Genomic DNA, 12799 nt, shown 5'->3' on the forward strand with positions numbered 1-12799 from the left:
AATAAATTTGAAAATGCTATATTATTTTTAAGTAAAAAAATAAACGCAAAGGGTGAGGTTGACTATAGTGAAGGTTTTGTGCTGATATAGCCGATGGTAAAATAAATTCTTCTTATATAACTCCTTTAGGCGAGATAATGGAGTTTAATTAATTAAACAAATAATCATATGCCAAATAAAATTATATTGTTTCTTACACTAGGTCTTTTTGGTAGCAGCTTGCTTAGCTAATGCCGATAAGCGGTTAAAAGATATTGCACCCTATCTACACCACTTAAAAATCAAAAGCGTTATGTAATTTATTTACCTACAGAGTCTAATGAAGCAACGCTAAAGTAGAATTACAAGCAACAAAAAATGCAATGAAAGATTGTAATCGTGTTTGGTTTGGCGGTAAGCTGGAAACAAAAACTTTAGAAGGATGGGGATATAATTATTATATAATCGAGCAAGTTAGCGATCACCCTGCTAGTACAATGATGGCATGCCCAAACATAAAAGCAACGATGCAACCGGTAAGTATATTTTTAGGCAATGAAACATTTTTAAGACATAATAGCAAACTACCTATCGTAGTATATGCTCCAAAAGATGTTAAACTATATTACGTTATTTGGCATCAAAATGATATAATCAATTCTGCAAAGGAAGGTTAGTATTATAGATATCGTCATTGCAAGTAGCTGAAGTTGTTATTACATGTCTTCTATGTCATTCCCGCAGAAGCTGGAATGACATAGAATGCGGGAACGACATCGAAACTTAAAATCCACTCACTTAGGTAAGGCCTAAATTACTCAAAATCTTCTTCTACAGCTTCAACTTCTTGTACTTCAGGTACAAAATGTTTAAGCATGGACTCAATACCGTTTTTTAAGGTAATTGTGGAACTAGGACATCCAAGGCATGAACCTCGAAGTGCTAATTTAACTACACCGTTTTCAAACCCTTTATATATTATGTCGCCGCCGTCCTGAGCAACAGATGGTCGCACTCTAGTTTCAATAATCTCTATGATCTGCTTCTCTATTTCTGAAAACACCTCAAGGTTATGATTTACAGTATCTGCTTTGGTACTTTCTTCAAATACAGGAAAGCCTGAAACAAAATGATCCATAATAATCATTAAAACTTCAGGCTTTATAACTTGCCAATTACCTTCAGCTTGTTTAGTTACCGTTATAAAATCACTACCGAAAAATATTGATTTTACATTATTAATATGAAATAGCGATTCTGCAAGTTGGCTTCTGCCTTTAACTTCAGCAAGCTCACTAAAAAATACCGGCTGATCGCTACTTATTTTTTGCCCTGGGAAAAATTTTATTGCATCCGGATTTGGAGTATCTTCAGTTTGAATAAACATAAATAAATCACACTAATAAATTTGTTGATTATTATAAAACGACAATTTAAATTATACAATATTTATAGTTTAGGTAAATATTGAATTAATATATAAGCAGGAATAAAACAAAATCCTGCTATGATAAAAAAATAACTCCATCCAAGATAAGTAGCTGCATAGCCTGAAATACTACCAAACAATATGGTACTAATATAAGCAATAGAAGTAATTAAAGCAATTTGGGTTATACAATATTTAGCACTACAGCATCTTAATTGATAAGAAAAAAACGGCGATATAGTTAAGCCTTTAGTAAATTCTTGAAAAAAGACCGATATATACAAACTTGTAATATCTCGATTATAAAAATAGAGAAATAAAAAAGATAGGCTAGATAAAGCATGATATATTAATGCTCTTTTAAGCAAATAAGAATATTCATATTTTCGGCACAAAAACCCGCCTATAAAACCTCCAAGGACTGCAGCACACATACCAAAAGCTTTATATCCAAAAGCTAAATCTTTCTTCGTATACCCGATATCGAGATAAAACATATTTGGCATAATTGAAAGAAAATTATCCTGAAGACGATATAGCAGCATAAAACTAACAATTATTAGCCATTTAGGTTTCTTGATAAAGTCATAAAAAGCATGCCAAAATCTATAAAAATCATTAATAATTATCTTATTTTTAAATTTAAGTGGATAAATTATAATTAATAGTAATGACGGTATACATAAAATTGCCATAGCACGATAAACATCTTGCCAAGATATGATAGTTGATAAATATAACGCTCCTGAACCTGCTATAAGTATACCTATTCTAAAGCCTGTAGTACAAGCTGCTTCACTTATGCCCCAATTTTTATTTGTAATAAGTAACATCTGTGATGATTGAAGCAACATATCATAAATGGAAGAAAAAAATGCCACCGCTACTAAACATAAAGCAAATGGTATAAAATGAGTTTTAGGGTTAAAATTTGTTAGAACATATACACAACAAATACAGCTAACCAAAGCAATAATTAAACAATATTTATATCCTCGCTTACTTAAAGGGGCAAAACTTACTTTTTCTAGTAAAGGACCCCATAAAAATTTAAATATATGAATAACATTAACTAAACTAAAAAGCCCGATAGTAATTTTATCAAAACCGGATTCTCGAAGCCAAAAAGAAAGTGTTGAACTGGTAAGTAAATAAATTAAACCTCCGGGAAAAGAAATTATTAATATAAAGAAAATATTAGACATATATTGAAATCGTAAAAAATTTAAACTTATGAATTTATCCTCCTTTTTTATATTTGTCATCCCGTGATTTATTCAGCGTTATTGCATGGCTCAAGAAAAGTGCTCGGTGTCATTCCTGCGCAAGCAGAAACCCATTATAAAGCGAGATAAATTGAGCTTTTAATTTCAAAAATTTGCTGTATTTATACTTTGTTTTTGGATTTATGCTTTCATAGGAATGACATCAGACCTTAACCTTACTACGATACTTTCTTTCTTTTATTACCGTAGATGTTACTGTCAAAGGTTCTTTTACGGCTATTATCAAAAGAATTAAATTTTTTATCCTCACCGCCGACTCTTTTACCGAATGATCTTTTACGATTATTTTTATGACCTCTAAACTCACTACGCGGCGTAGATTCTCCTTTATTGACTAGCCGATCAATTGCACGCCATCTAATAATATCATCAGACGAAATAAAAGACAAGGCATGTCCGGTAGCCCCTGCTCTACCCGTTCTACCTATTCTATGTAAATAATCTTCAGGACACATAGGTAAATCATAATTAATAACATGCTGTGTATGGGGAATATCAAGCCCACGCGCCGCTACATCGGTTGCTACCATTATTCTATGGTTTAACTTACGAAATGATAAAATTACTCTTTCACGTTGACGTTGACTTAAATCACCATGTATAGCTTCTGCTTTATGATTTTCATATTTTAACATTTTAGCTAATTGATCGGCAGAGCGTTTAGTCTTCACAAAAATAATTACCGATCCTTCCATATTACCAAGTTGTTTAGTTAATTCACTAAATTTTTCTTTATCAGAAACATACATTGATTCCTGTTTTATTTCTGCAGCTGCTTTATTGGTAGCACCTACTGTAATACGTACCGGATTGTTTAGATATTTTTGAGAAACAGCAATAATATGTTTTGGCATAGTAGCAGAAAACATTAACACTTGTCTTTTTTCCGGTAAAAATTTATTGATTTCTTCTAACTGTTCTTTCATCCCCATATCAAGCATTCTATCCATTTCGTCAAGTACAGTTATGCCTATGCGATCAATTTTCAAACTTCCTCTATTTAAGTGATCGATAATACGCCCTGGCGTACCGATAATCACTTTTGGATTCTTTTTTAATTGCATAAATTGTTTATGCATCGGTTCACCGCCTATCAAAACTGCACTATTAATTTTATAGGATGTAGTTACTTTATTTAAAGTACTGTGTATTTGTGTTGCTAATTCTCTAGTCGGAACAAGAATTAAAGCAGTAGTTTTATTTTTAATAAATGAATCAATCAAAGGCAATAAATAAGCAAGAGTTTTTCCTGAACCTGTTTGACTAGAAGCTAGTATGTCCGACCCCGCCATTGCAACCGGAATCGATTGCTTTTGTATTTCAGTCGGCTCAGTGATATTCATTGTCTCAAGAGCGATAATTAATTCTTCAGATAAATTAAAATTTTTCATTATATAATCCAATATAGTTTTAAATCAAAATATGCACATTATTGATTAGACTACTTACATAACCCATTTCTTAAAGATATATGAGACGCTCTCTCAGCCTTACATACTTAACTATAGTACGCTTGGGTAGAGTAAAAATCTCTTATTCCTTTTATTAAGAGCCTATCTGTAAATAAGTTTTAACCGATAATTAAATTCTTTTTGGTTGCAAATGATAAGATTTTTTTGAAATATGAATAACTATTTCTACAAAAATCTTATTAATTTTCGCTAAAAAAGCTATTTAATTACTAATTACAATTTATTTACAAATAACCTCTAAGATAAGTTATGCAAGAGGTCTATTGTATAAAAAATAAGTTATAGTAAATTAAAATAACGACTTATATAATTATCCTGAATCAAAAAATATGCTTAAGCTAGATTACAAACCAAACTAAATATATAAAACGATAATGAATAATGAAACTATTTTAGAATCTTATTCAAGCCAGAATAATATTATTAGATTTAGAGCATTTTCATGCCCTTTAGTAAAAATAATTTATTATACTTAAAATTATATAGGTTATTATAAGACAAAAACAAAATATTTACTATTTTGATAAAGATGACTAGGCTACCCTAAATTATAAACAATTTTGGATAGCTGCGTTTGGTATTATAAATACATTTATTTAATTCTGAGGTTAACAGCATAGGCTTTTCCTTGCTTTTCTTCAAGGTCAAAAATTACATCTTGTCCTTCTTCAAGGCTATGTAAACCTGCTGCGTCTACGGCTGATTTGTGTACAAACACATCTTTGCCGCCATTTTCCTGTTCAATGAATCCAAAATTCTTCGTAGAATTATACCACTTAACTTTACCTACTATATTTGTAGCCATAAAAACCTTTATTAGATAGAAATTACTTATTTGAACTTAACACACGCTTATAATAACTGAAACTTAAATTTTACTTTAAGCCTCACCTAAATATAAGAGCCGATAAAAATTCATTATGCAAAACTACCTTACCTTGCGGCATTTGTCAATAAACATGTCAATAACATGCAAGAGAAAGTATTACTTTCTGAAACTAATCTATCATATTATTACTATTTTGTCACTATTTAAGTTAATTATCTAATAAATTAATGAGTAAATTAACTATTGTAAAGGTGTTTAATAACTTTTCCATATCAGACTAAATATATTAACGATAAAAGTACTTGCTTTTTGTACTTGCTTTTTTGTATTTTTTTTATTAATCTGTCCAGTTAGAAAAATACAGTTCTGTATTTATAACTGCCCGCGTGATGGAATGGTAGACATAACGGACTTAAAATCCGTGGAGCGTAAGCTCTTGCCGGTTCAAGTCCGGCCGCGGGTACCATTCACCATTTTTAGGCAAATTCACCAATGTATCAAACGGCGAGTGCAGCATAAAATCAAGCTTTTCAGCATTTTTTACTTAACAATACATACGCTTTAATAAATTTTGTTTGTTATTATTGTGTTTCAGAATTTGTAAAATCAAGTTTAATTGCTTAATTACAAACCTCAAGAACTAATGCATATTTACCTAGTAAATAGGAAAAGCCGTATTTTTGAGTAAAATAGATTTATTAAAAATATAATTATTACAATTAACAATTATAATTATTGACTGCTTTTAATTACCCCCTATAAATTACTTTTCTCAAAAATTAAACTCTATCATTAATATATAAGCTAATTTTATATGAAAAATAAAGAAGAAGAAATTTTAACCTCTGAGCCTTATATTGATGAAGAGGAAGCAAGGCGATTAAAAGCTTACAATGCAAGGAAATAGCTTAAGGTAATACTAATAACTCTTGGAATAGTTTTGACTAGTTTGTTAACTTTCTGTTATTTCTTTTTTAATTATGCAGAAGAAAAAGCAGCAGAGTATAAATTACAGCAAGAAGCAGAAGCACAAAAGTTAGATAAAGCTGAATAATGCAAACTTAATAATATCTAACAAGCTCTGTAATTACTAATTAAAATTTATTTACTGAGAGCCTCGTAGCAATTCTCAAATAATCTTGAGGGGTAAGATTTTCAGCACGATAATTATCATTGATTTTCAACTGAGTTAATACTTCATGTATATTAGGTACAAGATTTTTCAGTGATGATTTGATCATTTTTCGCCGTCCTGCAAAAGCAAGTTTTGTTATTTTCTCAACTTTATTTATTAGAGCAATAGACGGCGGATTTTTTAAAGGTATTAGTTTAACTATCGCAGAATATACTTTAGGAGGTGGATAGAAAGCAGTCGGTGCTACGTCAAAGCATTTTTCCACTTTAGCAATTAACTGACATATTACCGATAACCTGCCATATGCTTTAGTTGACGACATAGCACAAATACGTTCTACTACTTCCTTTTGTAACATTAGCGTCATATCAGTAATTAGCCGTGCTTCTTTCAGCCATCTAATCACTAACTCAGTACCTATATGATACGGTAAATTAGAAATTATAGTTACTTTATCATAGTCTAAATCAGTTAAATTTATTTTAAGAGCATCTTGTTTAATAATATTGAGATTAGGATAATATTCTTTAATCTCATTAAGAAGCGGGATACATCTCTCATCTGTTTCTATAACAGTTAAGAATTCAGGATTTTTCTGCAATATTGACCTAGTTAACCCTCCGGTGCCCGGTCCTATTTCTAGCACCCTGCTATTTTCTGCAAGGTTACTCGCACGTACAATTTTATCACATAAACTACTGTCAAAAATAAAATTTTGTCCGTGCTTTTTAAGAGGATTAATTTGATGAGATGCTACATGTTTTGCAATTGAAGGGAGCATGGGGTAATGTTGTTTTAGTAGAAATGGAATTTTGTTATTTTTCCAGTGTCATGCCGTGGCTCGACCACGGCACCCAAAAAAATCTTATTAATAAAGACTGGACCCCGTTGGTCAAGCCACGGGGTGACAATATACTAAGACGGCAGCATTATTCTTATGGCTGCCTTTTTACGCATATTTTCAAACATTTTTTGTGCTTTTTGCGAAATCTTTTTATTAGTTAAAAAATTTACTACATAATTATTTTCATCTTCATTAACATTTAAGATTTTTTTGCTGCACACTAATATTATTTCAAATTTGTTATTTACTTCAAAAACATTACTTGCTTTATCCAAGCTTAAGTCCTTTACGATAGTTTGTTTTACGCCTTCTATCTTGCTAAGCTTATCGGTAATCATTTCCATAGTAGCGAAATTATCATAAAGCGATTTTTTAACATCCGCACATTTTTTTAGTCGATTTTTCAAATGATTCATCTGCGTAAACGCTTTATTACCACTATCTTTAGATGTAAATACTTGCATTGAAATTTCTACGTCTTTTTGATCGCTAGATAAAATTGCGATATCTATTTCTTTATTACTTACTTGTACCGATCTTGATAGACTTGATAAAATATTCATTTTAATCAACTCGTATTTAATTTGGGAAATAAAACTATCAGAATTAACTGATCTGCTTTTTAGATACTGAAGAAGAGAACCGTGAGGCATGTTATTACGATCTTCAATAGATTTAATAGCGTTGTCTATCTCTTCTTGCGGAATTTCTCTATCTCCGGCATATTGAAAAAGCAAAGATTCATCAATTAAGCTCTTGATTGCCAAGTCACTCAACTGCTTATCTTGAGCGGGCGTTAAGCTCTCAATATTATTTAGTGTCATAATCATTTTTTTTCTAGCATGGAACTCATTAAGAGTAATAGGTTCATCATTTACGGATGCTACTATATTCGGTAATGATGCTTGTGCTACATTAAAAGTAAAAAAAACAGTAATGATTATAAGTAGTAATTTTTTCATATTTTTTCAGACTCACATAACGTAATAATTGGAATTAGATGTCATTACCGCGTAGGCGGGAATCTAGTAATTAAAAGATATACACAATACCGAATAAAGCTCGATTTATCTCGCTTTACCCTGGATTCCAGCCTACGCGGTAATGACATATGGCACATTTGAAACTCACATATTCAAAACCTTTAAACCAATAGAAATAGTAGGCGAAGAGGTAGTCTTTTTGATTCCTCTACTTCCGTCGGCTAGATAATCGGAATAAATCTTTGTAGTAATTCTAACACAATCTTTAGCATATGTCACCCTAATAGTTCGAGTAAGTAAATTTGTAGAACGTCTAGAGAGATCAATGCGGGCACCAAAGCCTATAGTCCAATTTTCCGCTAGCTGATAATTTATGTCTCCATAAAATTGTCGTACTCTGTTATTTGAAACCTTTATACTTTCTACGGAATAATATTTTTTAAGATTGGTGAGCTGAATAAAACTACCTAGAAAGTTAATCTTATCATAGTTAAAATTTCCTCCCACTTCATCTCTAATAGGTTTAAAATATCTATCTTTCCGAAAGCTATAAAACACTTCTAAATTATTAGAAAGATTACCTAGAATCTGCCCTACATTTTCCTTATCATCGGCAGGTAAATCTATACTATATCTTGTATTACGTGACTGTCCTAAAAATAATGTTAAATAATTTTCTTCTTTAGCAATACTAGTATTTAAGCCGTAACTTAATCTATTACCAAAATCATGGCAATCAATACCGCTATAACGATTGGATAAAAAGATATTTTTTTCAGATAATTCATATTTAGCAGGATCAATTATAACAAATTTTTTATCTTTCTTAGATAGTTTACGTCCCATAGTAAAAGAAACTACCGGTTCAATAAGTAAATTTATCGTTTTTGTTATATTACCTACTAATGGATAACGCCATAAGGTTTGCAATTCCGGTATATTTCTTTGAAATGATTTACTTTCTCTCGGCTTATCTAAATAAGCCCATCTAACAAGATAAAAATCACCTCTATCTTTTGCTACAAAATCAAAAATTTGCCCTGAAGAAGTCAGCACATTATGCATAAAGGATACTTGTAAAGAGGTTCTAGCAACTTGTTTCCCTATTCTTTCTTTGTACATTAACGTATTATTTTCAACAACGATATGGCTGTTGTCATTATCATTCAAATTTATCACGTTTTTTGTATTGATTTTCGGTAATACTAACGGATCAGTATACTTACTATCATTACTACCTAAGCCTTGAAAACTTAATCCTTCCGCTGAAAAATAATCAGCCTCATGAATTTTATTTAAGAATATTTTAGAAGTTAAATATGAAGCGTAGTTATTATAATCATTTTTTAAATAAGCTTTATCCGATGTACGTTCTACTCTAAAACCGTAATCATAAACTTTATCAGTACTAATAAAATTGCCACTTGCTATATAATGATAAGAAGAAACTTTTTTATTTTTTACTATACTTCCGTCTTTTTTTAGAAAATATGGTAATTTACCGTAACTACCTTGAAAATTCATATTATCGGTATCATTCAGACGATAACGTGCTTCTAGCTCATAAGTTTGATATTTACTAAAAATCCTTGGAGTGAGAGTAAAATCCATATTAGGTTTTGCACGTAAATATAGAGGTATACCAAACCCTTTATTTTTGACGTCAGGTACCAATAATCCAGAAGTTGCAGGGGCCTTAGGCGTCGGATGGAAAAAATACGGTAAGTAAAAAATCGGTACGCCGTATACTTCAAAAAATACGTGTTTATAAACTATTCTATGCTCTTCAGAATGAATATAAGTATCCTTAGCAGCAATTTGCCAAATAGGATTTCTATTACAAGTAACATAACAAGGGGTAAATTCGGCATGGTGCAGCTTAAGATTATTTTTATCTATTCTTTCGGCAAGTTTAGCAATTAAAAGATTATTATCACCGGAAAGTAAAATGAATTCCGATATGACCCCTTTCTTAAATTTGTTTTTTAAAACTGCTTTATTACCCTCTATTATTCTGTTTTGTTTATCCTTAATTCGGATATTACCTTCTGCCCATAAAATATCGTTTTCTATATCATAAAGTAAATTATCTGCCGTTAATAAATACTCATCCGTGATAATTTTTATATTACCTTTAGCATATATCAAATCCTGACTTTCGTTATACTCTACGAAGTCGGCTATCATATTGCTTATTTTAATATTTTGACCATTCTTAGAAAAATCGGCAAAACTTATCAAAGAAAATATTATGATAATAAGCAAACATATTATTCGCAATAGCATTTATATTAACAAATATATTTTAATAGTAAAAATAATAGCAAGCTATTAGTAATATATCAAATAATAAAAAATTTTGCTTGCGCTTTTGCAGTGCAAGATTATTCTATGGAGAGATATATGTCATTAATGCGAAAGCAGGAATCTAGAAAAATAAAATTACATATTTGATAAAATAAACATATAAAAAATTAAATTTTTTATATATTTTACTGGCTTCCCGCTTGCGCGGGAATAACATAAACCCCCGTTCAAACTATAAATAATCTTAAACAAATGCTAGATAATTTCATTGCAAATCAAGCAACCACAGAGTTTTCAGTTAGTGAGATTTCTAATAAAATCAAAGAATTATTAGAAAATAATTTTGGCTGTATTAAGGTAAAAGGAGAAATTTCAGGTTTAAAAATAGCAAGCTCAGGTCATGCTTATTTTAACTTAAAAGAAAATACCGCTATTTTAGCTTGTACTTGCTGGCGTCCTATTCTTGCTAAAATCAAATTTCCTTTAAATGACGGTATAGAAGTGGTGATTAGCGGTAAACTTTCAAGTTATGCAGGTAATTCACGCTATCAATTATCGGTAGATAATTTGCAACCTGCAGGACTTGGAGCTATGCTGCAAATTCTAAACGAGCGTAAAGCTCGTTTAGAAAAAGAAGGCTTATTTAATAAAATACGTATTCCTATACCCTTTTTACCTGATAAAATAGGCGTTATCACTTCAATAACCGGTGCCGTTATTAAAGATATTATTCATCGTATTCGTGAACGTTTTCCGACTCGGATAATAATATGGCCGGTTAGCGTACAAGGAGAAAATTCCAGCAATGAAATTGCTGAAGCAATTGAAGGATTTAACAATTTAGAAGAGGTAAATAAGCCAAGTGTTATAATTGTTGCTAGAGGCGGCGGTTCTATAGAAGATCTTTGGTCATTTAACGATGAGATATTAGTACGCGCCGCTTACAACTCAAAAATTCCTATTATTTCCGCAGTAGGTCATGAAGTGGATTATACTTTAATAGACTTAGCAGCCGATAAAAGAGCTCCAACACCGACTGCTGCTGCAGAGTTTGCCGTACCAGTACGATCTATTTTAAATAATACTCTACACTCTTATGAAAAAATATTATTGAATAATACTAGCAGGTTAATTAAGTATCACGAACACAATATAATAAATTACGATAAAATACACAGATATCTCTCTCACTATATGAATAATAGACAGCAATTACTGGATGAAACCGGTTTTAATTTATTAGATGCTTTACTGTGCCTTATTGCACTACAAGAAACAAAAATTAAATCTTTTTCTAAAGAAAGAGTTAACCCTGCTAAAATACTCAATTACAAAACATTAGAATTAACACATCAAACAGCTTATCTATCAAAAGCGGCAAATAATACTTTGAAAAATTTTGAGTATAAATTAGAATTAAATAGTACATTACTTGCAAGCCTTGATTATAATAACGTATTAAAACGAGGTTTTGCTATAGTTAAAGGAGAAACGGGTAATTTTTTATCTTCTAAAATTGCTGCTGCGAATGAAAAAATTTTTAATATTAAATTTTCTGACGGCGAGATTAAGGTAGTTCATAATTAAGGAACTTATTACACGGATTCGATGTCATTCCCGCGTAGGCGGGAATGACAAAACACAGTTCTAAAAAATACAGAACATGAAAATTTTAAAAATTTTATTTTTATACTGCTCATTTCTAAAAATTTTTATGCTTTGAGCATAGGTGCAAACGAACAATAAGCAATTTTAGAATGCGAAGGGACAGCTGATAAAAAAACTTTGATAACTGCATGGTATATAAATGCACCTTACCAATACTTAATTGCTACTTCAAACGGTCATACTACCGTTTCTGGTATGGATATAGAATTAATTAACGCTATTGCTGCAAAAATAGGTATCAATATTGAGTATAATCAAGATAGCTGGTATCAAGATCAATTAGATATTCAAAGCGGAAATGCCAACATGACAGCAGGAGCTACTTATACTACTGAGAGAAGTAACTATGCTTATTTTTCAAAGCTTTATCGTCTTGAAGAATTATCATTATTTATTATTGAACCGCTTGCCAAAAAGTTAAATTTCCAAAATGTTAATGAACTAAAAGCACAAATACGTCTATTTAATCTTCAGTTAGGAATAGTGAAAGGTACTGTATACGGAGACCCTAAATTTACGGATTTTTTATATAATGAGAAAAATCAAGATATAATTAGAATATATCAAAATAATATGGAATTGATAAATGGATTAATCAAGAAAGAAATTGACGGTTTCATTAGTGATCGCATTGTCGGTGCCGTTAATATTTTAGGAAAAACAATGGACAGGAATATATTAGAAGTTCCCTTAAATATTAAAACTCCTCTACATTTAATGTTTAGCAAAAAAACGTATCTTTAAATATAGTTGAACAATTTAATTTTACGATAGATGATTTTCTTGCAAGTAACGAGTATAAAAAAATTATTAAGACATACATATATCGTATTCTATTACCTAAATCTATAGATTCTCGTTGGTGTC

The 12799-nt window shown here is 30.7% G+C and carries 10 protein-coding genes, 1 tRNA gene and 1 pseudogene; 5 read left to right on the forward strand and 7 right to left on the reverse strand.

Features of this window, described 5'->3' with window-relative positions; genetic code table 11:
* Window positions 1–362 precede the first annotated feature (362 nt).
* Entirely contained in the window at window positions 363–656 is a 294-nt protein-coding gene (locus A452_RS12120) for an ecotin family protein (protein WP_014412438.1), read from the forward strand.
* Window positions 657–793: 137 nt separating this feature from the next.
* Here A452_RS12120 and A452_RS0104925 read toward each other — a convergent pair whose 3' ends face one another.
* The 4 genes from A452_RS0104925 to A452_RS0104940 form a co-directional block, all read right to left on the reverse strand.
* Window positions 794–1366 (reverse strand): NifU family protein, encoded by a 573-nt coding sequence (locus A452_RS0104925; protein WP_014412437.1) that lies wholly within the window; start codon window positions 1364–1366, stop codon window positions 794–796.
* A 62-nt stretch (window positions 1367–1428) separates the two neighbouring features.
* Window positions 1429–2673: an MFS transporter gene (locus A452_RS0104930; protein ID WP_014412436.1), complete on the reverse strand. Its 1245-nt coding sequence runs from the start codon at window positions 2671–2673 to the stop codon at window positions 1429–1431.
* A 179-nt stretch (window positions 2674–2852) separates the two neighbouring features.
* Window positions 2853–4085, reverse strand: a complete 1233-nt coding sequence (locus A452_RS0104935) for a DEAD/DEAH box helicase (RefSeq protein WP_014412435.1) — start codon at window positions 4083–4085, stop codon at window positions 2853–2855.
* A gap of 673 nt (window positions 4086–4758) precedes the next feature.
* Entirely contained in the window at window positions 4759–4971 is a 213-nt protein-coding gene (locus A452_RS0104940) for a cold-shock protein (protein ID WP_008579233.1), read from the reverse strand.
* A gap of 404 nt (window positions 4972–5375) precedes the next feature.
* Between A452_RS0104940 and A452_RS0104945 the strand changes: the two genes are divergently transcribed.
* A tRNA-Leu gene (locus A452_RS0104945) sits at window positions 5376–5461 on the forward strand.
* Between the two features lie 628 nt (window positions 5462–6089).
* On the opposite strand, the gene rsmA is transcribed toward A452_RS0104945, so the two are convergent.
* From rsmA to A452_RS0104970, 3 genes are all read right to left on the reverse strand, one after another.
* Window positions 6090–6911, reverse strand: a complete 822-nt coding sequence (rsmA, locus tag A452_RS0104960; RefSeq protein WP_014412433.1) for a 16S rRNA (adenine(1518)-N(6)/adenine(1519)-N(6))-dimethyltransferase RsmA — start codon at window positions 6909–6911, stop codon at window positions 6090–6092.
* Between the two features lie 134 nt (window positions 6912–7045).
* Complete coding sequence (locus A452_RS0104965; protein ID WP_014412432.1) at window positions 7046–7936, reverse strand: SurA N-terminal domain-containing protein; 891 nt, start codon at window positions 7934–7936, stop codon at window positions 7046–7048.
* Window positions 7937–8101: 165 nt separating this feature from the next.
* Window positions 8102–10243 (reverse strand): LPS-assembly protein LptD, encoded by a 2142-nt coding sequence (locus A452_RS0104970; RefSeq protein ID WP_017208609.1) that lies wholly within the window; start codon window positions 10241–10243, stop codon window positions 8102–8104.
* On the opposite strand from A452_RS0104970, the pseudogene A452_RS12125 reads away from it, so the two are divergent.
* From A452_RS12125 to A452_RS12130, 3 genes and pseudogenes are all read left to right on the forward strand, one after another.
* Window positions 10209–10411: pseudogene (locus tag A452_RS12125) on the forward strand (hypothetical protein). The gene A452_RS0104970 and the pseudogene A452_RS12125 overlap by 35 nt on opposite strands.
* 105 nt (window positions 10412–10516) lie before the next feature.
* The gene (gene xseA / locus A452_RS0104975; protein WP_014412430.1) at window positions 10517–11851 is read left to right on the forward strand and encodes an exodeoxyribonuclease VII large subunit; all 1335 of its coding nucleotides are present in this window, start codon (window positions 10517–10519) and stop codon (window positions 11849–11851) included.
* A 198-nt stretch (window positions 11852–12049) separates the two neighbouring features.
* Complete coding sequence (locus tag A452_RS12130) at window positions 12050–12676, forward strand: substrate-binding periplasmic protein (RefSeq protein WP_017208610.1); 627 nt, start codon at window positions 12050–12052, stop codon at window positions 12674–12676.
* Window positions 12677–12799 lie beyond the last annotated feature (123 nt).

This window comes from Rickettsia australis str. Phillips (genome assembly GCF_000273745.1).
GTDB classification, from domain to species: domain Bacteria; phylum Pseudomonadota; class Alphaproteobacteria; order Rickettsiales; family Rickettsiaceae; genus Rickettsia; species Rickettsia australis.